At 75.8% G+C, this 19,627-nt stretch carries 19 protein-coding genes and 2 pseudogenes; 9 read left to right on the top strand and 12 right to left on the bottom strand.

Features of this window, described 5'->3' with window-relative positions; translation table 11 throughout:
• Positions 1 to 84: 84 nt before the first annotated feature.
• Positions 85 to 1,308, bottom strand: coding sequence for an LPXTG cell wall anchor domain-containing protein (locus tag ACFVVL_RS12970; RefSeq protein WP_387674151.1), 1,224 nt, complete (start codon positions 1,306 to 1,308; stop codon positions 85 to 87).
• Positions 1,309 to 1,665: 357 nt separating this feature from the next.
• Here ACFVVL_RS12970 and ACFVVL_RS12965 point away from each other — a divergent pair, with 357 nt between their 5' ends.
• Entirely contained in the window at positions 1,666 to 3,087 is a 1,422-nt protein-coding gene (locus ACFVVL_RS12965; protein WP_387674149.1) for a geranylgeranyl reductase family protein, read from the top strand.
• 288 nt (positions 3,088 to 3,375) lie between these two features.
• On the opposite strand, the gene ACFVVL_RS12960 is transcribed toward ACFVVL_RS12965, so the two are convergent.
• Positions 3,376 to 3,765, bottom strand: coding sequence for a hypothetical protein (locus ACFVVL_RS12960; RefSeq protein WP_380291811.1), 390 nt, complete (start codon positions 3,763 to 3,765; stop codon positions 3,376 to 3,378).
• A 361-nt stretch (positions 3,766 to 4,126) separates the two neighbouring features.
• On the opposite strand from ACFVVL_RS12960, the gene ACFVVL_RS12955 reads away from it, so the two are divergent.
• From ACFVVL_RS12955 to ACFVVL_RS12930, 6 genes and pseudogenes are all read left to right on the top strand, one after another.
• Positions 4,127 to 4,777, top strand: coding sequence for a TNT domain-containing protein (locus ACFVVL_RS12955; RefSeq protein WP_387674146.1), 651 nt, complete (start codon positions 4,127 to 4,129; stop codon positions 4,775 to 4,777).
• Positions 4,778 to 4,909: 132 nt separating this feature from the next.
• Complete coding sequence (locus ACFVVL_RS12950) at positions 4,910 to 5,602, top strand: GNAT family N-acetyltransferase (RefSeq protein ID WP_387674143.1); 693 nt, start codon at positions 4,910 to 4,912, stop codon at positions 5,600 to 5,602.
• A 222-nt stretch (positions 5,603 to 5,824) separates the two neighbouring features.
• Positions 5,825 to 6,211 carry an HAD family hydrolase gene (locus tag ACFVVL_RS12945; RefSeq protein ID WP_387674140.1) on the top strand — a complete coding sequence of 129 codons (387 nt, stop codon included), beginning with the start codon at positions 5,825 to 5,827 and terminating at the stop codon, positions 6,209 to 6,211.
• A gap of 68 nt (positions 6,212 to 6,279) precedes the next feature.
• A complete protein-coding gene (locus ACFVVL_RS12940; protein WP_380291803.1) occupies positions 6,280 to 6,762 on the top strand; it encodes a DUF3040 domain-containing protein in 483 nt (160 codons plus the stop codon).
• A 15-nt stretch (positions 6,763 to 6,777) separates the two neighbouring features.
• Positions 6,778 to 7,167 carry a hypothetical protein gene (locus tag ACFVVL_RS12935; RefSeq protein ID WP_387674137.1) on the top strand — a complete coding sequence of 130 codons (390 nt, stop codon included), beginning with the start codon at positions 6,778 to 6,780 and terminating at the stop codon, positions 7,165 to 7,167.
• Positions 7,164 to 7,724: pseudogene (locus ACFVVL_RS12930) on the top strand (type 1 glutamine amidotransferase domain-containing protein); the annotation flags it as partial. The gene ACFVVL_RS12935 and the pseudogene ACFVVL_RS12930, both read left to right, overlap by 4 nt.
• Positions 7,725 to 7,916: 192 nt before the next feature.
• On the opposite strand, the gene ACFVVL_RS12925 reads toward ACFVVL_RS12930, so the two are convergent.
• From ACFVVL_RS12925 to ACFVVL_RS12890, 8 genes and pseudogenes are all read right to left on the bottom strand, one after another.
• Positions 7,917 to 8,957 (bottom strand): hypothetical protein, encoded by a 1,041-nt coding sequence (locus ACFVVL_RS12925; RefSeq protein WP_387674134.1) that lies wholly within the window; start codon positions 8,955 to 8,957, stop codon positions 7,917 to 7,919.
• Positions 8,958 to 9,075: 118 nt separating this feature from the next.
• Positions 9,076 to 9,930 carry a hypothetical protein gene (locus ACFVVL_RS12920; protein ID WP_387674512.1) on the bottom strand — a complete coding sequence of 285 codons (855 nt, stop codon included), beginning with the start codon at positions 9,928 to 9,930 and terminating at the stop codon, positions 9,076 to 9,078.
• A gap of 159 nt (positions 9,931 to 10,089) precedes the next feature.
• Positions 10,090 to 10,971 (bottom strand): annotated as a pseudogene (gene ligD, locus ACFVVL_RS12915) (non-homologous end-joining DNA ligase); the annotation flags it as partial.
• Between the two features lie 100 nt (positions 10,972 to 11,071).
• On the bottom strand, positions 11,072 to 11,815 hold the full coding sequence (locus ACFVVL_RS12910; protein ID WP_387674131.1) for a TetR/AcrR family transcriptional regulator: 744 nt from the start codon (positions 11,813 to 11,815) through the stop codon (positions 11,072 to 11,074).
• Positions 11,812 to 12,954, bottom strand: coding sequence for a saccharopine dehydrogenase (locus tag ACFVVL_RS12905; protein ID WP_387674129.1), 1,143 nt, complete (start codon positions 12,952 to 12,954; stop codon positions 11,812 to 11,814). Before ACFVVL_RS12905 ends, ACFVVL_RS12910 begins: the two co-directional genes overlap by 4 nt.
• A gap of 131 nt (positions 12,955 to 13,085) precedes the next feature.
• Positions 13,086 to 13,469 (bottom strand): hypothetical protein, encoded by a 384-nt coding sequence (locus ACFVVL_RS12900; RefSeq protein ID WP_387674126.1) that lies wholly within the window; start codon positions 13,467 to 13,469, stop codon positions 13,086 to 13,088.
• Between the two features lie 3 nt (positions 13,470 to 13,472).
• A complete protein-coding gene (locus ACFVVL_RS12895) occupies positions 13,473 to 13,922 on the bottom strand; it encodes a VOC family protein (protein WP_380291792.1) in 450 nt (149 codons plus the stop codon).
• Positions 13,923 to 13,984: 62 nt separating this feature from the next.
• Entirely contained in the window at positions 13,985 to 14,902 is a 918-nt protein-coding gene (locus tag ACFVVL_RS12890) for a helix-turn-helix domain-containing protein (RefSeq protein ID WP_387674122.1), read from the bottom strand.
• Between the two features lie 169 nt (positions 14,903 to 15,071).
• Between ACFVVL_RS12890 and ACFVVL_RS12885 the strand changes: the two genes are divergently transcribed.
• Together ACFVVL_RS12885 and ACFVVL_RS12880 are read left to right on the top strand one after the other, a co-directional pair.
• Positions 15,072 to 15,506, top strand: coding sequence for a CBS domain-containing protein (locus tag ACFVVL_RS12885; RefSeq protein ID WP_380291788.1), 435 nt, complete (start codon positions 15,072 to 15,074; stop codon positions 15,504 to 15,506).
• Between the two features lie 362 nt (positions 15,507 to 15,868).
• Positions 15,869 to 17,020 carry a sensor histidine kinase gene (locus ACFVVL_RS12880; protein ID WP_387674119.1) on the top strand — a complete coding sequence of 384 codons (1,152 nt, stop codon included), beginning with the start codon at positions 15,869 to 15,871 and terminating at the stop codon, positions 17,018 to 17,020.
• Positions 17,021 to 17,069: 49 nt separating this feature from the next.
• Here ACFVVL_RS12880 and ACFVVL_RS12875 read toward each other — a convergent pair whose 3' ends face one another.
• Together ACFVVL_RS12875 and ACFVVL_RS12870 are read right to left on the bottom strand one after the other, a co-directional pair.
• Positions 17,070 to 17,294 carry a hypothetical protein gene (locus tag ACFVVL_RS12875; RefSeq protein WP_387674116.1) on the bottom strand — a complete coding sequence of 75 codons (225 nt, stop codon included), beginning with the start codon at positions 17,292 to 17,294 and terminating at the stop codon, positions 17,070 to 17,072.
• 149 nt (positions 17,295 to 17,443) lie between these two features.
• Complete coding sequence (locus ACFVVL_RS12870) at positions 17,444 to 19,570, bottom strand: NPCBM/NEW2 domain-containing protein (protein ID WP_387674113.1); 2,127 nt, start codon at positions 19,568 to 19,570, stop codon at positions 17,444 to 17,446.
• Between the last annotated feature and the right edge of the window lie 57 nt (positions 19,571 to 19,627).

The following is a 19,627-nucleotide window of genomic DNA, read 5'->3' as shown; positions in this document are numbered from 1 at the left end:
CTGCTCTGCTGCTGGAGGCGGACACGCGAACGGGCCGGTGACCCTCGGGGTCACCGGCCCGTCCGCGTGTCCGGGTGCGCCGGATCAGGAGGAGCGGCGGGTACGGCGGGTGTACACGACGGCGCCGGCGCCGCCGAGCAGCAGGACGGTGCCCGCGCCGGCCATCAGCAGGGTGCTGCCGTCGCTACCGGTGGACGCGAGGTCCTTGCCGACCGGGGCGGCTCCGGCGATCGGGGTGGGCACGCTGACCTCGGTCGGCATGATCAGCGGGTTGGCCGGGTCGATCACGGTGCCGGGCGCGGCGGTGTGCACCGGGACGGTCGCGGTCGGCCGGGCGGCCGAACCGCTCGGGGCCGGCGCGGTGGCCCGGCCGGTCGGCGTCGCCGACGGGCTCGCCGAGCCGGTGGCGGCCGGGTTCGGAGTGGTGGACGGCGTCGCCGACGGGCTCGCCGAGCCGGTGGCGGACGGCGACGGGTCGGTGCTCGGCGTGGCCGACGGGACCGCGGTCGGCGAGCCCGTCGGTGTGATGGTCGGCGGGACGGTCGCCGGGACCGTCGGGCTCGGGGAGGCCGGCTGGGTCGGCGTGGTGCTGGGAGTCGCGCTCGGCGTCACCGTGGGCGTCACGGTCGGGGTGGCGCTCGGGGTCGCCGACGGGGTGATGGTCGGGGTGGCGCTCGGCGTCACCGTGGGCGTCACGGTCGGCGTGGTGCTCGGGGTCGCCGACGGGGTGGTGCTCGACGTCGGCACCGGCAGGGTGGTGGCCGGGCCGGTGGGAGTGGGGAGCGGCGGGACCGGGGCCGGCTTGGTGGGCGTGGCCGTCGGGGTCGGCGTCGCGGTCGGCGTGGGGGTGCGGCCCCCGCAGTCCACCTTGAACACCTTCTGCTTCGGGTGGTTGAGCTTCGGCGGCGTGGCCGGCAGTTTGCCGCGCTCCAGCTCGATCGCCTCCCAGTACAGCTTGTACTGGCCGTCCGGCAGGTTGATGTCCTCGGTGCGGACGTGGCCCTTGCCGTCCACCGGGATGTCGCCGTAGACGACGGCGGTCTCCTTGTCGCCGTGCATCCGGGCGATCGTCCAGACGATGTCCTGCCCCGGGTCGAAGCCGAACGAGTCCAGGTAGAAGGTGCAGACCTTGGGCTCGTTGTTCGTGGACTCCTCGCCCGTGGCGGAGTCGTGGATCTTGACGGTGCCGTTGTTGCCCTTCGCGGCCTGGCCACCGGGGGCGGCCTCGGCGGCGGGGGCGGCGATCAGCAGGGCGGCGACGGCGGGGACGGCGACGAGGGATCTCGCCGCGGTGGAGCGAATGCGCATGGCTGTGTCCAACGGGAGTCGGCGGTCCCGAGGGACCGCGCGGGGAGGTGGGAGCCCTCAGCCGACGGCGGTCGGCGGACGAGACGCATCAAAATCCCGCAGCGGGTCCGGCCCCGCAAGGAAGGTTTGGCCGAATTGCGACGGAGCGGAGCCGATTGTCCGACAAGTCCAACGCAACGATTCGGTCACCCGGATGTGAGGGACCGGTGTGCCGGATCGGGCCGGTGGAGCCGGGCGGGGCGTCCGATGCCCGCGTGTCGGGTTCGACGGGGCGTTCGCGGTCCATATCGTCTGTGTCCGCTGAATCCGCCGAATCCACCGAGTCCGCCGCAGGACCGACACCCGTGGGAGCGCCGCATGCCCGGCCCAGCACAGCAGCCGTCCACCCCCCGTCCCGCCCAGCCGGAGGCCGCCGCCGCGCCCGGCAGCGCCGAGGCCCCCGCCCCCGCCGCCGCCGTCGCCGAGGCGGCCGAGGCGGCCGACGCGGCCGACGCGGCCGGGAACGGTGCGGAGGCGGCCGATGTGATCGTGGTCGGCGCGGGCCCGGCCGGTTCCACCGCCGCCTACCACCTGGCCCGCACCGGCCTGGACGTCCTGCTGCTGGAGAAGTCCGCCTTCCCCCGCGAGAAGGTCTGCGGCGACGGCCTGACCCCCCGCGCCGTCCGGCAGCTGATCGACCTCGGCATCGACGTCTCGGAGTCCGCCGGCTGGCTGCACAACCGAGGCCTGCGGATCGTCGCCGGCGGGCGCCGGGTGGAACTCGACTGGCCGAAGCTGTCCGCCTTCCCGGGCTTCGGGCTGGTCCGGCGCCGCGCCGACTTCGACGAACTGCTCGCCCGCCGCGCCGCCGCGGCCGGCGCCCGCCTGGTGGAGCGGGCCAACGTCGCGGGCCCGGTGCTCGACGAACGGACCGGCCGGATCACCGGCGTCACCGCCCGGCTCGGCGAGGAACGCCGGCCCGTCGTCTACCGGGCACCCCTGGTGGTCGCCGCCGACGGCAACTCCACCCGGCTCTCCCTGGCGATGCAGCGCTACCGGCGCACCGACCGTGCGATGGGCGTCGCCTACCGCACCTACTTCACCACCCCGCGCCACGAGGACCGCTACCTGGAGGCCTGGCTCGACCTGCGTGACCTCGCCGATCCGGCCCGCCGGCTGCTGCCCGGCTACGCCTGGGTGTTCGGCATGGGCGACGGCACCGCCAACGTTGGCCTGGGCGTCGTGGACACCGGCGCGGTGCCCCGCGACGTGGACTGGCGGCACCTGCTCCGGCGCTGGTGCGAGGACCTGCCGGCCGAGTACGGCTACCACCCCGAGGCCGTCACCGAGCCGATCCGCGGCTCGGCCCTCCCGATGGGGCTGAACCGCCGACCGCACTACGCCGACGGCCTGTTGCTGGTCGGGGACGCCGGCGGCACGGTCAGCCCGGCGACCGGGGAGGGCATCGCCTACGCGATGGAGTCCGGCCGGTACGCCGCCGAGGCGATCGTCCAGGCCCTCGCCCGGCGCACCGACCGCGGCCGCGACCTCGCCCTGCGCGCCTACCCGCAGGCGCTGCGCGCCGCCTACGACGGCTACTTCGCGCTCGGCCGGCTCGCCGCCGCGGCGCTGAGCCGCCCGCGTCTGGTGGGCGCCGCCGGGGCGGCCGGACTGAGCAGCCCGGCCCTGCTGCGGGCGGCGTTCCGGCTGATGGTCAACCTGACGGAGCCCAACTCCCGCGACGCGCTCGACCGCCTGCTGCACCTCCTCGGCCGCCTGGCCCCCAGCAGCCGGGGCTGACCCCGCGCCGCAGGGGGACCGTTCCGCGCGCCCCCGCCCGACGCCCGCCGGCCGGGGGTGCCCCCGGGTGTTCAGCTCACGAGTCACGTCCAGAGTTGTTCGCGCCCGACCGTGACCAGCGGCCTGGGGCCGCTCGTCAGCAGCTTCGGCCGGAGGATTGACCGAGCAGTCCGGACTCCTCGCCCGGGCCGCAGCGGGTTCGGGCGCGTGGAAGGTTTCGTCGCGGAACGGGGGCCCGCCGTGCGGTCTCCGTCGCACGCCTGTCCGGTGCGAACCGTCGGGCTCTCCCTAGTCGCTGAACCAGGCGCGTCCGTCGGCGGACAGGAACGCCCGCAGCACGAAGCCGCCGAGGGCGATGCCGGCCAGCGCGGCGAACGAGCCGGTCACCACCAGGAGCACCCCGGCGGCGACGGACAGCGCCTCGATCACGGCCACCGTCGTCCTGGTCCAGGCGGCCCGGCGCGAGGCGAGGCCCGCGCAGGTGCCGAGCAGCAGGGCGAGCAGCACGGAGGTCATCGCGACGAAGCGCACCAGCGCGACCTCGTCGCCCTGGTTCCGGCCGAGGGCCCCGAGCAGCAGCAGGCCCGAGCAGCCGCTGAGCGCGGCGTGGATCCACACGCACACGACCGCCCGCCGGATCGACGTCGGCATCCGCCGCGCGGCGCACTGGTCCGTCATCGCTGACCACCCCCGGTCGTCGAGCGGCCGTGGCCGGTGGCCGGGCCGTATCGGCGAGGATCGGGCCGGCCCGGGCGGCTGTCAATGGAACTGATGCGTTGTCCGGCGGCTCCGGCACGGTCCGCCGCTGGTTGCGGCGGCTGCGCCGGGTCCGAGGCTGGGGGCGCGACCCTCCAGTGTGCGCGCCCCCGGAGCCTGGCGTGCGCGGTTGGCCGAAACCGGGGGATCCGGATCCGTTGTGGGCTCCTGTGGTTGACGCACGGTCAGATGATCCGCTTGCCTGGTGTCGGCCCGGACGCGGAGGGTGACGGATCGCGCTCCGGCCCGCCCCCCATCGCCATCACCTCACGACGGAGAAGACGTGCGCCTTCGCCTGCTCGCCGTGCCGCTCGCCGCGGTCGTCGCCCTGCTCGCCCCGACCACCCCGGCCCTCGCCGCCGGGGCGGCCGCCACCCCGTCCGGCGAGTGCTCGACGGCGGACTTCCACGGCGACCCCCGCCTCGGCCCCGCCGACCTGCCGACCACCGGCACGGTCGGCCGCGAGCTGATCGGCTACCACCGCACCGGTGGCCTCGCCGAGGACAAGTTCCTCGCCACCTACCACAGCCCCACCGCCAACAACGGCAGCCCGGGCTGGATCTACCCGCCCGCCAACGGCTACGTCACCCTGCCCGACGGCACCCCGGTCGAGTTCGAGATCACCCTCTACCCGAACCAGCGGATCGACCGCTACGGCAGCGAGTACGGCTCCTTCCTCGCCCCCGAGGGCCTGCCCTACGCCAGCCGCTCGATCCCGCCGCAGAGCCTGGACAGCAACCCGGCCGCGACCTGCAACTACCACGACTACAAGGTGCTGAAGCCCCTCCGGGTGCACGCGGGCCCGATCGCGCCCTGGTTCGGCCAGCCCGGCTACGGCCTGCAGTACCAGCTGGACGCCGCCCTCGTCCCCAACGGCCCGGACCGGCTGAACGTGCTCTGGCTCGTGGACAACGGCTACCTCGCCCGGATCTGACGCCCCCGGTGCGGCGGCGGCCCCGGGCCCCGGCCACCCGGTGCCGCCGTCGCGCCGGGCCCGCGGCCGCACCGGTCCTCCGGCGACGACAAATCCGTTGCCGGTGAGGACAGCGGGAGGTAGGAAGATCGTATGAGCACCGCACCTGCCACCACCCCGGTCACCGCACCTGCCACCACCCCGGTCACTGCACCGGTCACCACACCGGTCACCGCCCCGGTCACCGAACCGCCCGCCGACAGCCGCGCCTTCGTCCCGGCCACGCTCGACCTGGGCGACTTCGTGCTGCGTCCGTGGGGGCCCGGACTGGAGGTGCGGGGCGGCGCGGTGGCACGGCTCACCGAGGCGGCCGCCGATCCGGAGATCGCCCTCTGGAACCCGCTGCGCGCCTCGGACCTGGTCCAGGCGCAGGCGTCCATCGACCGCTGGGCCGCGGGCTGGGAGAACGGCAGCCTCGGCTACTTCGCGATCCTGGACGCCGCCGACGCCGAACTGCTCGGCACCATCGCCCTGCGGTGGACCGACCGCGCCGACGGCCTCGCCATGGTCGGCTACTGGCTGCTCCCGTCCGCCCGCGGCCGCGGCATCGTCACCCGGGCCACCCGGGCGATCACCCGCTGGGGCTTCGACACCGCCGGTGCCCGCCGGATCGAACTCGCGCACGCGGTCGACAACCCCGCCTCCTGCCGCGTCGCCGAACGCTGCGGCTTCCCCCTCGAAGGCACCCTCCGGGCCTCCTTCCGCTTCGGTGACGGCCTCCACCACGACGAACACCTCCACGCCCGCCTCGCCACCGACCCCTGGCCCACCGGGCCCGACGCCTGAGCACACCGGTCCCGGCGGGCAGTTCCGGTGGCTGGGGCCGCGCGGTCCCGGCGTGTCCGCGCCCCCGCCCCGGGTGGGCAGGGGGCGGGGTGAGGGGTGCGGGCCTAACCTGGAAGGGCGCGCCCGGTGCGTGGTGCGGAACGGGAACGGTGGGCCATGACGGTCATCTCGGCGGCACTCTTCGGGGCCGATTGGCGTGGAACGTCACACGGTTCCGCCGAGTTGCCGCGCGAGTGCGCCGCCCGCGGGTGGACCGTGGTGCTGACCGCCCCCGGGCCGGCCGAGGCGCCCGCGCTCGTTGTGACCGATCCCGGCCACGACCCGGTCCGGGCCGCGCTCGACCTGGTGGACGGCGAGCCCGCGCACGCGGTGTTCGTCGCCGGGAGCGCGTCCGAGGTCCGGGCCGCGTGCCGGGCCGGGGTGGCCTGCGTCGCCGTGCTCGGCGCCGGTGCCACCGCACCCGAGCTGCGGGCGGCGGGCGCCGTCGAGGTGCACCGCGACGCCGCGGCCCTGTTGCGCGCGTTGGACGACAGCCTGCTCGCCCGGCCCCGGGCGTTCGGTGACCGCCGTCCGACCGCTTCGACCGCCTCCGCGGGCCGGAGCGGCTAGCCCGCACCCCGCCGGGCACTCGCCCGGACGGGAGGACGTCGTCACCGGAAGTGCCGGAGGTGACCGAGATGGACGGACCCGCGCTGAGCGGACGGGAGCGTCGGCTCCTGGCCGAGATCGAGGGTGAACTGCGTCGGGACACCCGGCTCGACCGGCGATTGAGCACCATGGGTGCGAAACGCCCGAGCCGGTTGGGGAGCGCGTTGTGCGGCCTCGGCCGCCGGGTGCCGGTCGGGGTGCTGATGACCGCACTGGTGATGTCGGCGATCTGCCTCAGCGTCGCGGTGCGCAAGCCCACCGCGACCATGGCGATCGCGGCCGCCGTGGTCTGGGTCGGCAGCGTCGCGCTGGCGGCCGGACTCTCGGCCCTGCTGCACCACCGTCGGCGCGGCGGCGCGGAGACGGCGGACGACCTGCTGGACGGCGGGTACCGGGAGCCGCGGAGCCGTGGGTGGCCGGGGGAGCCCGCGGACGGCGACGGCCGCCGGGACGAGCGCCGGGACCGTCCGGACCGCCGCGAGCGACGGCCGTGGGACCACCCGGAGATGTGACCACCCGGAGTTGTGATGACCACCGATCTGTGGGAGTACCGCCCGGGCTCCCACCATGCCGCCGACCTGACCCTGGTCGGCTACGACGTCGAGGCGACCGACGGCCCGCTGGGCCACGTCGACCAGGACGCCGGCGACCACCTGCTGGTGGACACCCGGCCGTGGGTGCCGGGCGCCCCGGTCCTGGTGCCGGTCGGGCTGGTCTCCCGGATCGACCACCTGGAGCTGGTCGTCCACCTCGACTGCCCGCGGGCCCGGGTGCGCTCGGCGCCGCCGCCCGCCGCCATCGACCGGGCGGGCCGCGAGCCGGCCGTCCACGGCCTGTCGCGGGAGGGCCGGGCCGTGCTGGACGCGCACTACGCGCGGGTGGCGGAGGCCGGACGGGGAGGACGGCGGCGGGGGTGAGCCGGGTGGAGTTCGTCGCCCTCACCGGCCGCACGGTCGCCTTCCTGGTCGCGCCCGAGGGCGTCGAGCAGGCCGAACTGACCTCCTCGTGGCAGGCCGTCGCCGAGGCGGGCGGCACGCCGCGGCTGGTGTCCACCCGGCCCGGACGCGTCCAGGCGTTCCGGCACCTGGACCGGGCGGACACCTTCCCGGTCGACGACGTGGTCGGCGTGGCGGAGCCGGCCGGCTACGACGCGCTGGTCCTGCCGGGCGGTGTGGCCAATCCCGACGCGCTGCGGCTGCACCGGGCGGCCGTCGCCTTCGTGCACGAGCTTGCCGCCACCGGCCGGCCGGTCGCGGTGATCTGCCACGGTGCGTGGACGCTCATCGAGGCGGACGCGGTGCGCGGCCGCACCCTCACCTCCTGGCCGAGCATCCGCACCGACCTGGTCAACGCCGGCGCCTTCTGGGTCGACGAACCGGTCCACGTCTGCCGGGACGGGCCAGGGGCGCTCGTCTCCGGCCGGAGGCCGGCCGACCTCCCGGCGTTCAACGAGGCACTGGTGACGGAGTTGGCCCACACCCACCCGCTCGGCGGCCCGCACCCGCCCTGGCCGGTCGCGCATGAGGCGGCCCCCTCCCGCCACGTGGCGGCGCCGGACGAGGCCGGCCGGGGAGGTGGTGGACCGGCAGCGTGACGCTCAGGCCGGTGGTGCGGCGGGGTCGAGGGGTCGATGGGGTCGGGGGAGGTCAAGTGGGGTCGGGGGAGGTCAGCCGAGGAAGCGGTGCACCGGTGCCAGGCTGACCGGCAGCTCGTCGCTCACGTCGATGGTGTGGACGTAGGTGACGGGGGCGCGTCGCTCGCCGTCCGGGTCGGAGAAGCGGATCATCACGTCCTGGCAGTCGGAGCCCGCCCGGCAGCGCGGGGTCCTGGCGACGGTGATCGCCTCCAGGGTGTAGAGGCGGGGCGGGGCGGGGCCCTCCTCGGGGCCGCCGGGCACCAGGGCGGCGGAGAGCGGGCCCTCGCCGAGCAGGCCGCCGCTCAGGAAGGACTCCGTCACGGCGTGGTTCAGGGCCCGCTCGGCGGCACTGCGGCCCGGGTTGCGGAGGTGGCGGTAGACCCTGTCGAGCAGCGCGCGGAGGTGCTCGGTCACCCGGTCGTGGTCGAGGTCGTGGTGGCGTTGCCGTTCCGCGGTGTGCACGGCGGCCACGGCGGCAGCGATGAGCGGGGTCTCCGTCCAGCGGGCCAGCCCGACCGAGCTCACCCGGACCACCGGCACGACCTCGCCCGAGAACAGCCGGGCGGAGCGGCCGGTGAGCCGCCCGGGCACGGTGAGCCGGGCGATGCGGCCCGGGTCCCCGGCCGGGAGCGACTGGCCGAGCAGGGTGTCGCGCAGTGCCCGGTGCACGGGGTGCACCGGCGGGGCGGCGGCGATCCGGCGCAGCAGCGCGAGCCGTTCCTCCTCGCTCCCGCCCGGTTCGGGGCCGGGGAGCGGGCCGGACCAGTCCATCGCCACGGCGGCTTCGGCCTCCAGGGCGTAGACCGGCGTGCTGTCGAGCGAGAGCGTCCAGGTCAGCCGGGACGCGGCCCACGGGTTGCGGACGAGGTGGTCGTACAGCTGCCGGACGTCCCCGGGGTCCGGGGGAGGCCCGTCGGGGTCCGCCTCGCCGAGCTGTCGGCGGAAGCCGTCGCGGCGGGCCTCGGAGCGGAAGTCGACGCCGATCCGGCCGACCACGTGGACGGGCGCGTCGTCGCGGACGGCCGCGCCGTCGTGGGGGTCGGTGGCTCCGGGGCTGGGGGTGGGCTCCATGGGTGGCGCTCCCTCGGTGTCGGGTCACGGTGGGTGGCTCCGGTGCGCTGCGCCGCTGCGCCGCTGCGCCGCTGCGCCGCTGCGCCGCTGCGGCGTGCGGCCCGGGCGTGGGCGGGGCTCAGTCGCCGCGCAGCCGGACGAAGAGCGCCGTCGGGGGCCGTCCGGTGACGGTGACCTCGGCGCGCAACGGGGTGCCGAGCGGGCGGACGGAGCCGTACTGCGGATCGTGGACGGGCGCGCCGAGCCGCCCGGCCGCCGCCTCCGCGACCTGCCGGGACTGGGGCGGCGACAGCGGGGGCGAGGAGAGCAGGACCCGGCCGTCGTCCAGCTCCAGGACCACCGCCCGCGGGCGGGCGGGCGGCCCGGTGACGGCGCGCACGGTCGCGTCCACGGTGTCGCCGCGCCGGTACTTCACCCAGACCCGCCCGGCGCCGCGGGCCCGGTACGTGGAGCCGGCGGCCTTGCAGACCAGCCCCTCGACCCCGGTGTCCGCCAGTCGTTCCATCCAGGTCAGCGCCTCGGCCCGGTCGGTGGTCGCCAGCACGGCCTGGACCGGGGGCGGGACGTCGGCCAGCGCCGCCAGCAGCAGGCGCCGCCGGTCGGCCAGCGGCAGCCCCCGGACGTCCCGGCCGGGCAGGGCCAGCACGTCGAAGGCGACCAGCCCGAGCGCCACGTCGTCGGCGGCCCGGGCCCGGCGGGTGCGCAGCAGTTCCTCGAAGGCGAACCGCCCGCCGCGCCAGGCGACCAGCTCCGCGTCCAGCACCAGCCCGGCCGGCAGCCGGGCGACGGCGGCGGCGATCGGCGGGAACTCGGCGGTGAGGTCCCGCCCGGAGCGGGACTGCAGGAACGGCGGGCGCTCCGGACCGCGGGCGAAGGCCACGCAGCGGAACCCGTCCAGCTTCAGCTCGTAGACCACTCCGGAGCCGCCGAGGCCGTCCGCCGGCGGGACGGCGGGCACCGCCGCCGGGCGCATCACCTCCACGGGGGGTTCCAGGACCACCGGGTCCCGGGCGGGGGCGTGGGCGGCGGCGTGGCGCGGCGCGGGCGGGGGAGCCTCGGCCCGGTCCGCCGCCGGGACCTCGCGGGCCGGACGGGACCGACGGACGGGGCGGTCCGGGCCGGCCGTGGTGGCGGCGGGCAGCGGACGGGCGCGTGCCGGGTCGAGGAGGGGCGCGAACAGGTCACCGTGCGCGGTCAGCCGCCCGGGGACGTCGGCGATCGTGAAGACCAGGTCCTCCGCCGAACCGGCCTCGTCCAGCTCCGCCCAGGAGAGCGGGGCCGACACCGTCGGCCGCTGCTGCGCCCGGACCGTGTACGGGGCGGCGGTGGTCTTCTTCGCCGCGTTCTGCGACCAGTCGACCAGCACCCGGCCGGTCCGGCGGGCCTTCGCCATGGTGTGCACCACCAGGTCGGGGTGGGCGGTCTCCAGCTCGGCGGCCAGATGCTTGGCGTAGGCGGAGACCTGCGCGCTCGGTGTCGGCTCCAACGGCACCAGCAGGTGCAGGCCCTTGCCCCCGGAGGTCTTCACCCAGGCCTCCAGGCCGTCCGCCGCGAGCCGCTCGCGCAGCATCCCGGCCACCGTGCGGCAGGTCAGGACGGTCGCTCCGGCCCCCGGGTCGAGGTCCAGCACCAGCCGGTCCGCCAGCCCGGGCGCGGCGGCGTGCCACTGCGGCACGTGCAGCTCCAGGCACCCCAGGTTCACCAGCGAGAGCAGGGCCGCGCCGCTCTCCAGCACCACCTGGTGCAGCTCGCCGCTGCTGCTCGGCACCTCGACCGTGCGCACCCAGCGGGGTGTCCCGGGCGGCGGGTTCTTGGCGATGAAGACCTCGGCCGCCACGCCGTCCGGGGTGCGGAGGAAGGAGACCGGGCGGTCGTGCAGATGGGGCAGCAACGCGGTGTGGACGGCGGCGTAGTAGCGCAGCACCTCGCCCTTGAGGGTGCCGGTCTGCGGGTAGTACACCTTGTCCAGGTGCGAGAGCGCGAGGGTGCGCCCGTCGACCACCATCTGCGGCATCGCCGCCTCCGAGGCTGCGCGCGTCCCGGCCGGGCCGGGTCCGTTGCGGCCAGTCTGCCCGCGGCGGGGGCGTGGCGCGAGCCGTTCCGGGCCGCGCGGGTCACGGCCCGATCAGGTCCAGCGCGGTGCGGAGCAGCGTCTCGTCGGTGTCCGGCGCGCGCTCGCCGGCCACCCCGGAGCGGAACAGCGAGGCGCCCTCGACCAGCATCACGAACACCCCGGCCCGGGCCCGCCGCTCGGCCTCCGGCATTCCGGGGCGGCGGCGGGCGAGGAACGCGGCCACCTGCTCGCGGTAGTCGTCGTAGAACCCCCGGACGGCACCGGCCACGGCCGCGTCCCGGGCGGCCAGCGCCCACAGCTCGGCGAACAGCCGCACCAGCCGGGCGTCCTCCTGCTCCGCCAGCAGTGCCCCCACCACCGCCGAGGCGGGGGCGTCGGTGCCGAGCAGCGGGGCCAACCGCTCCGCCGACCGCCGCAGCACCCGCTCCAGCACCGCCGCCACCAGGTCGGCGTGGGTGGGGAAGTAGTACTGGAGGTGGCCCAGCCGCACCCCGGCCGCCGCCGCCACGGCCCGCATCGTCAGCTCCGGCCCGCCCTCGGCGACGAGCACGCCCTCCGCCGCGTCGAGCAGCGCCTCCCGCCGCTCCGCCCCCTTCCGCCCGCGCGCCGGACCGGGGGAGGCGGGGGCGGGGGCCCGGTCGGGGTCAGGGGTGTCGGGTGGGGTGGTGTCCCGTATCCGTGCCGCCTTCGGGCCGCGGGCCCGGCCCCGGGGCGGGCCGGCGGTTCCGGCGGGGGCGGGCGAGGCGGGGTGGGCCGGGGTGCCGGCGCCGGGTGTGGGGCTCATGCGGCAGCATTCAAGCCCGTGGCGGCGCGGATGTCGACCGTGACGCCGAGGGCGGCGAGGGCGGGCAGGACCAGCGAGGGGCGGGGCGTCTGCTCCGGAAAGGAGACACCGGCCGGGGCCGGTGCCGAGCCGTCCGTGCCGAGCGCCCGGCGCAGGGCGAGCAGACCGCCGACGGCGGTGAGGTGGGCCTGGCCGGCGCGGTCCTCGACGACGGAGGCGAGGGTGCGGTCGCCGCGGGTGACGTCGATCCGCAGGAGCGCGGTGCCGCCGTCGCCGGGGGAGTACAGCAGGGCGCGGCGGGCGGACTGCCAGCGCTCGCCCCGGCCCCAGCGGAAGAAGCCGGTGTGCTTGGCGGCCAGCAGGGCACGGGTGCTGAGGCCGGAGCTGAAGCCGATCCGGGTGGTGGCGGTGCCGGCGCCGAGGGTGAGCGGCAGGGTGAACTGCTCGGGCGTGTCGATCCGGGCCACCCGGGTGGGGCGGGCGCCGATCCGGACGGTGCCCACGTCGCCGAGCGGGGCGACGGTGCGCCGGTGCCCCGCGCGGACGACCTCGAAGTCCAGCCCCAGCCGGTCCATGAACTCGACCGAGTCCGCACCGGCCCGGTCGGCGAGGTCCCAGCGGATGGCGGTCTCCACCCGGTCCGCGCCGCCGAGCCGCTCCGCCAGCGCGGCGGCGACCAGGCTGACGACGCCGCCCATCCAGGCGGAGGAGAGCAGCACCGGCGCGGTGGGGCGCAGCAGCGCGGCCACGGTGGCGGCGCGCTGGAGCCGGGTGGTCCAGCGGGTGACGTCGGCGTACGGCACGCCGCCGGCCGCCGCCGCCCGCAGCACCCGGTCGTCGGGGTCGTTGACCACGCCCACGACGGCCCGGACCGCGGCGTCGAACGGCTCCGGATCGGCGAGGTCCCAGCGGCGGGCCTCGGCGTGCGGGGCTCCGCCGAGGTCGCGGACGAGCGCCGCTCCCCGTTCCACGGAGCGGCCGGTGAGCAGGACGGGGTGCTCGTCGGCGGCCACCAGGCGGGCGAGTTCGGCGCCGACCGTCCCGTAGCCGCCGACCAGCAGCACCGGCCCCTGCGGGTCGTGGGTGAGCGTGTCGACGGTGGCGGGAGCGAGGACGCGGGCGTCCGGAGAAGAGGTCATGGAGTAAAAATAGGTCCCCCGACCTAAAAATATTGTCAAGGTGCTGGGCCGGTCACCAGGGCATGGGCGTCGGCGACCAGGTCCTCGATCCGCTCCCAGTCGAGCGGTGCCACGTCGAGGCGGACGCCGACTTAGCCCCGGTGGCCGACGTAGGGCGGCCGGAAGAACTGCTCCGGTTCCTCGGCGACCAGGAACTCCTGCGCTCCGGCGGCCGCCGGACACCAGAACGCGAGACGGTCGTCGTGGTGGTGATCGGCGAGCATCGCGAACACCCGTGCCCGGCGGCCGGCTCCGGCGAACCAGGTCGGTTCGCCGTGGCTGAGCCGCTCCTCCACCTCCGGCAGCGCCAGGCAGACGGCCCGCAGCCGCTCCACCGTCACCACCGGCCCGCCGGGCGGGGCGTCCGGCGGAGCGCCGCCGGGCCGGGTGCCCTGCGGCCGGATGTCCCGGGGCTGGGTGCCACGGGGCGGTGCGTCTTCGGGCGGCGCCTCCTCGGGTGTCGTGCGAGGGCCCACGACTCAGCCCGCCGGGTGTCGAGGGGCACCCGGGTAGGTGCCGAAGTACCAGTGGTTGCCCTCCGGGTCGGCGGCGGCGAAGTCGCGCGATCCGTAGTCGGTGTCGAACGGTGCGGTGGTGATCCGCGCCCCGGCGGCGACGGCCCTCGCGTGCAGCGCGTCCGGGTCCGCCGTGACCACGTACGCGGTGAACGTTCCCGGGCCGCCGGGCCAGGGCTCGCCGCCCTCCGGCGTCGGCCGGTCGGAGCCCAGCATCACCCCGCCGCCCTCCGGCCAGGCGAGTTCCGCGTGGGCCACGAACTCGCCCTCGCCGTAGGCGACGACCTGCTCGAATCCGAACGCCTCCGACAGGAAGCGGATCAGCGCGCGGGCGTCGCGGGCGCGCAGGCTCGGCCAGACCTGCGGCGCGGGCGCCGTTCCGCTCTCCGTGTTGTCCGTGCTGCTGGTGTCCATGGCGGGTGTCTCCTCGGGTCGTGCGGTGACCGGCTCCGGACGGGCACCGGGCCGGACCGCCGTCATGCCTCCCACTCTGGCGCGGGCCCGGTGGCCCCGCCTTGAACGTTTCGGAACTTCGCCGCGCCCGGCCCCTCCTCGGCCAGCCAGACGCTCGGTGCACACCCGGCCAGCGCGCGGAACTCGCGGGCCAGATGGGCCTGGTCGGCGTACCCGCAGCTCGCCGCCAGCTCCGCCAACCGGGGCGCCGGGCCGGGTGCGGCCAGCAGCCGGCGGGCCCGGTCGAACCGGATCACCCGGGCGGCGGCCTTGGGACTGAGGCCGGTCTCCCGGCGGAACCGGTCCAGCAGGTGCCGCCCGCTCCAGCCGGTCTCCCGGGCGAGCGCCGCCACCGGCAGCACCCCGCCGCTGCGCCGTAGCGCGTGCCACGCCTGGACGACCTCCGGCGGCACCTGGCCGGACGGTCGCGCGAGCCGCAGCAGCGCGCCGTCCAGCGCCGCGAACCGCTCCGCCCAGCCGCGGGCCTCCTGGACCGCCTCCTGGAGGTGCGCGACCGCCGCCCCGAGCACCGCCTCGGCCGGGACGTCCAGCCCGGACAGCTCCCCGGCCGGCAGCCCGAACAGGGCTCGGGCCGCCAGCGGGTGGACGGCGAGCTGGATGCCGGACTGCCGGCCGTCGTGGCTGATCAGGGCGGGAGCCGTGTGCAGGCCGCTGAGCAGGGTGGCGTACCGGCCGGGCGGCTGTCCCGGGTCCGGGTGGCCGGCCATGGTGATCGGCTCGTCCAGGGTCAGGATGAAGGTCAGGTACGGGGACGGCAGGCCGCGGTGCAGGGCGGGCGGCAGACCGCGCTGGCGGTAGCCCGAGTACCAGGCCACGTACGGGCGCAGTGCCGTGGCCGGCCGCACCCGGACCGCCTCGTCGACCAGGTCGTGGCCGGCCGTCCCCGTGCCGGGCGGCGCCCCGGCGGACTCCTCCGTCACGCCCCCAGTATCGGCCCGCCGCGCCGCCCCGGCACCGGCCCGGAGCCGGGGCGGGCGGTGACCGCGGGTAGCCCAGGGCCCGATGCGCTCGCGGACCGTCGGCGGCGTGCATAGCGTGGGAACACCGGAACACCCGGTGCTCGGGGGAAGACCCGGAGGAGGAGTCCCCGTGACCACTGCCCGAGACATCATGCATCCCGGCGCCCAGTGCATCGGCGCCGAACAGAGCCTCGCCGACGCCGCCCGGATGATGCGCGACATGGGTGTCGGCGCCCTCCCGATCTGTGGTGACGACCAGAAGCTGAAGGGCATCATCACCGACCGCGACATCATCGTCCGATGTATCGCGGAGGGAAAGGACCCGTCCACCACGAAGGCCGTGGAACTGGCCGGCCACCTGCACTGCGTCCGTGCCGAGGACGGCATCGACGCCGTGCTCCAGAAGATGGAGCAGCACCAGATCCGCCGCATCCCGGTGATCGACGGCGACCGGCTGGTCGGCATGATCAGCGAGGCGGACCTGGCGACGGGCCACCGCGAGGGCCAGCACCTGACGGACCAGCAGATCATCGACTTCATGGACAGCGTCTACATGAAGCGGTGACGCCGGCCGCCCCGGAGGACTCCCGCGTCGAGCCGCGCGGGAGTCCTCGCTGGTCCCGCCGCCTCCATCGCTGTCGCCGTGGTGGACGTCGGGGCGTACGTAGGGGCACTCGTTCTGGCGGAGCGTCGTCGATTCGTTCCTCATGGGTGGTCCCTCCTCGGTCGCCGAACCTGACACCCAAGACGCTAGAGGTCGGCCAAGGGGGCCAAGAAGTGCCGAATTGCACATGTTCGCGAGGGTCGGGCCAGGGCCGTCCATGACCTTCGGCCTGTCTTTCGGCCGGGGAGGGGAGGGGGCCGGGAATGCGGGTACAGTCCCCGGCGGTGGTCGGGACCGGCCCGGTCGGCACGCGGGGAGGGCGGATGGAACAGCGCGCAGTGCGGTGGATCCCGCCCGTGCTCTACACGGTGGTCCTGGCCGGTGGCTTCTCCCACGAGGCGCTCGCCGCAGGGGAGTTCGGCGGTGCGCGGCTCGCCGTCTTCGCCGCGGGCCTGCTGGCCCTGCTCGCCCTGGAGTCGCCGGGACCGGGCCGCGCGCCGGCCGCGGCGCTGCCCCCGGAAGTGCTGCTGGCGGTGCGGGTGGTGCTGTTCGCGGCGGTCGCGGTGGTGGACGGCTCCGGGGTGTCGTGGGTGCTGTTCGTGCTGGTGCCGTTCACCGCGTACCCGGCCTTCGGGCGGCGGGTGGCGTTCGGCTGCGCCGCCGGGTGCGTCGCGCTGCTGCCGGTCGCCCTGACCGTCCTGGAGCCGGGGTGGTGGGCGCGGCCGGCCCACGGGTCGGACGTGCTGATGTTCGGCCTCGCCCTGGCGCTGGCCCTGTCGACGGCCGGGGCGGCGGTCCGTGAGCAGGAGGTGCGGGCGCGGTTGGGCGAGTCGCACGAGCGGCTGGCACGCTGTGCGGAGCGGGTCGCCGAGCTGTCCGCGGCCGAGGAGCGCTACCGGCTCGCCCGGGAGGTCCACGACAGCCTCGGCCGCCATCTCGCGGCCCTCGGAACGCAGTTGGAGCAGGCCGAGACGTTGCGGACGCTGGATCCGGCGGCATCGGCGCGCGCTGTCGCGCAGGCGCGCCGCTCGGCCGGGCTGGCGCTCGCGGAGGTCCGCGGGTCGGCGGGCGCGCCGGACGAGGACCGCCCGTTCTCGCTGGTCCGCTCGCTCACCGGCCTCGCGCGGAATCTCGACGACGACCGGCTGACGGTGGAACTGACCGTCACCGGGGACGAGTCGGGACACGATGCCGGGACGCTCACCACCCTCTACCGGGCCGCCCGGGAGGCCGTGGCCGACGCCCGCCGGCACGGGCGGGCGACCCGGGTGGAGATCCGGCTCACCCTGGACGGTCCGGCCGCCCGGCTGACCGTCACCGACAACGGGGGGAGGTCCGCCCGGGGCGCCGAACCGGGCCGCGGTATAGGCGGGATGCGCCGGCGGTTGGCGCGGCTCGGCGGCCGCGCGGACGCCGGTGCGGAGGCCGGTGCGGACGCCGGCCTCGCGAGGCGACGGAACCGCGGCCATCGGTGACAACGGTCACGGTGCGCAGGTGCGCCCCGCGGGCCGGGGAGCCCTGACGTCACAGCAGGAAGCTCAGACGATCGTCCGCCACGCCCGGTGCGATCTCGATGATCTCCGGCGTGACGACGTCCTGGGCGACGAACGGGTCCTCGTCGACGCGCTTGTGCAGGTCCTCGGGCGAGGTGTTGTGGGCGAGGACCGCGCCGCCGAGCATGGCCAGTTCGTCGGCCTGCTCGGCGTGCCCGAGCCGCGTGAACCGTTCGCGACCGTCCCAGACCGTCAAGCTGTTGACACCACCGGGACCACGGCCCGGCGGCCCCGGCAGCCCGGCGGCCCGGCGGGCGGGGCAGGAAGGCAGGCGGGCGCGGCGCCGGGGACCGCCCGGCACCGCGCCCGCCCCGGCCGCCCGCAGCCGGCCGGCCGTTCAGCCGGTCAGCAGGTGAGCACCGGCGCCGCCCAGTCGGCGTGGTCGCTGTTGGTGCCGTCACCGCCGTCCGTCACCACCAGCCGCAGCTCGTTGGCCCCGGCCAGCGCCGCGGTGAGGTGCCCCACCCCGGAGGCGGCGGTCATCCGCCCGCTGTCGGCGACCTTGGTGTCGTCGGCGTAGATCTGGAAGGAGACCGAGCCCCGGCCCTGCGCCTCGGCGTCCACGCCCACATCGGTGCTGAGCGCGGAGCAGGAGCCGCCGAGGTAGTAGACGATCTCGCTGAACGCGTTCACGCCCAGGCCCTTGGCGTACGTGGTGGTCCCGATGGTGATCGCGGAACCGTCACGGGCCTGGTTGCCCCCGTTGCTCATGTCCCGCTCGACCGGGCCCCAGCTGTTCCCGGCGGCGGACCAGGCGAGGTCGGACAGCTGGTGCGTCCCTGCGGCCGGGCCGCTGCCGCAGGCGATCCGGACGTTCGCCCAGTCGGCGTGGTCCCAACTGGTGCCGTCACCGCCGTCGGTGACCACCAGGCGCAGCTCCTGGGCCCCGGTGAGGTCTGCGGTGAGCCGCTTCGCCGGGTCCCGGCCGGTGACCGGTCCGCTGTCGGCGGCCTTCACACCGTCGGCGTAGACCTGGAACGCCACCGAGCCGTTGCCGTACGCGTCGTCGTCGATCCCCACGTCGGTGACCAGGTTGCGGCAGGTGCCGCCCAGGTGGAAGCCGATCTCGCTGGGGGCGTGCACCCCCAGGCCGTAGGGGTACGCGACGCCGCGGACGGTGATGGTCGTCCCATCGCCGGCCAGGTGGTCGCCGTTGCTGCGGTCGCGCTCCACCGGGCCCCAGTAGTTGGAGACGGAGGTGAACGGAAGGTCGCTCAGCCGGGTCACCCCGGTGGGCGGGGCGACCGGCGAGCCCGGGGTGACCCGGAACATCGCCGTGCCGTGCCCCGGCACGACGGCGCTGATCGCCCCGCCGCTGGTCGTGCTCTGCTTGGTCCACAGGTCCTTGACCGTGTACGACGCGGCGCCGCCGATACCGACGGCCTGCGCGGTGGTGCTGATGGTGGCGTCGTAGGAGCCCTCGTTGGTGAGGGTCACCGAACGGCTGCCGTCCGCCAGCGGCTTGCTCATCACCACCAGCCCGTTCTCCCGGGAGACCACGGCGCCCTGCCGGCCCAGCGGGTCCTGGTCCACCGCGATGACGTCCTTGTTGGTCAGGATCTCCAGCGTCTCCGGCTCCGCGGTGCGCAGATCGGTGCCGATCATCAGCGGGGCGGCCATCTGCGCCCAGAGGCTGAAGTGGGTCCGGTACTCGGTGCCGGTCATGCCGCCGTTGCCGACCTCCAGCATGTCCGGGTCGTTGAAGGCACCGGGCTTGGCGTAGTTGGCCAGGCCCTGGTTGGCCTGCGCGATGGAGATCATGCTCTGCCAGTTGTCGCTGATGTCACCGGTGGTGCGCCAGGAGTTGCCCACCGGCTGCGCCCAGTTCCACGGCCCGGTGCTGCCCCACTCGCAGATGCTGTAGAGGATCGGCCGTCCGGTCCGCTTCAGTGCCTCGCCCATGGTCCGGTACCGGGTCTGCGCATCGGCGCCCTGGTTGTGGCAGTTGTCGTACTTCAGGTAGTCGACGCCCCAGGACGCCCACAGATCCGCGTCCTGCTGTTCGTGGCCGAGACCACCGGGGAAGCCCTTGACGTCGCAGGTGTGGTCGCCGGCGCTGGAGTAGATGCCGAACTTCAGCCCCTTGCCGTGCACGTAGTCGGCGAGCGCCTTGATGCCGTGCGGGAAACGGACCGGGTCGGGCACCAGGTTGCCGGCCCCGTCGCGCTGGGGCAGCGCCCAGCAGTCGTCGAGGTTGATGTACTGGTAGCCGGCGGCCTTGAGCCCCTTGTCGACGAAGAGGTCGGCGATGCCCTTGATCATCGCCTCGTTGAACTGGTCCCCGCAGTAGGTGGAGTTCCAGTTGTTGAAGCCCATCTGCGGGGTGAGGTTGAGCCCGTTGTCGAGGGCCGCGGCCGGTGGTGCGGTGGCGAGTTGGAGCCCCACGGTGAGGGCGCCGCCGCCGGTCGCCAGGGTGAGCGCGGTCAGTGCGGCCGCGAGGCGGCGGCCCGGCCGGGCGGGTGGGATGCGCAAGAGTCCTCCAGGTGAGGGAACCGAAAGGCGGGTGCGGGAACCGAAAGGGCGGGCCGG

This window comes from Kitasatospora sp. NPDC058115 (assembly GCF_042884635.1).
GTDB lineage: Bacteria > Actinomycetota > Actinomycetes > Streptomycetales > Streptomycetaceae > Kitasatospora.
This window is presented reverse-complemented; position numbering and strand designations above follow the sequence as displayed.

What these genes read in the sequence shown, in the direction of transcription:
- ACFVVL_RS12970 (WP_387674151.1), bottom strand. Translation starts at nt 1,308, where the DNA reads ATGCGCATTCGCTCCACCGCGGCGAGATCCCTCGTCGCCGTCCCCGCC.
- ACFVVL_RS12965 (WP_387674149.1), top strand. Translation starts at nt 1,666, where the DNA reads ATGCCCGGCCCAGCACAGCAGCCGTCCACCCCCCGTCCCGCCCAGCCG.
- ACFVVL_RS12960 (WP_380291811.1), bottom strand. Translation starts at nt 3,765, where the DNA reads ATGACGGACCAGTGCGCCGCGCGGCGGATGCCGACGTCGATCCGGCGG.
- ACFVVL_RS12950 (WP_387674143.1), top strand. Translation starts at nt 4,910, where the DNA reads ATGAGCACCGCACCTGCCACCACCCCGGTCACCGCACCTGCCACCACC.
- ACFVVL_RS12940 (WP_380291803.1), top strand. Translation starts at nt 6,280, where the DNA reads ATGGACGGACCCGCGCTGAGCGGACGGGAGCGTCGGCTCCTGGCCGAG.
- ACFVVL_RS12935 (WP_387674137.1), top strand. Translation starts at nt 6,778, where the DNA reads ATGACCACCGATCTGTGGGAGTACCGCCCGGGCTCCCACCATGCCGCC.
- ACFVVL_RS12925 (WP_387674134.1), bottom strand. Translation starts at nt 8,957, where the DNA reads ATGGAGCCCACCCCCAGCCCCGGAGCCACCGACCCCCACGACGGCGCG.
- ACFVVL_RS12920 (WP_387674512.1), bottom strand. Translation starts at nt 9,930, where the DNA reads ATGCGCCCGGCGGCGGTGCCCGCCGTCCCGCCGGCGGACGGCCTCGGC.
- ACFVVL_RS12910 (WP_387674131.1), bottom strand. Translation starts at nt 11,815, where the DNA reads ATGAGCCCCACACCCGGCGCCGGCACCCCGGCCCACCCCGCCTCGCCC.
- ACFVVL_RS12905 (WP_387674129.1), bottom strand. Translation starts at nt 12,954, where the DNA reads ATGACCTCTTCTCCGGACGCCCGCGTCCTCGCTCCCGCCACCGTCGAC.
- ACFVVL_RS12895 (WP_380291792.1), bottom strand. Translation starts at nt 13,922, where the DNA reads ATGGACACCAGCAGCACGGACAACACGGAGAGCGGAACGGCGCCCGCG.
- ACFVVL_RS12880 (WP_387674119.1), top strand. Translation starts at nt 15,869, where the DNA reads ATGGAACAGCGCGCAGTGCGGTGGATCCCGCCCGTGCTCTACACGGTG.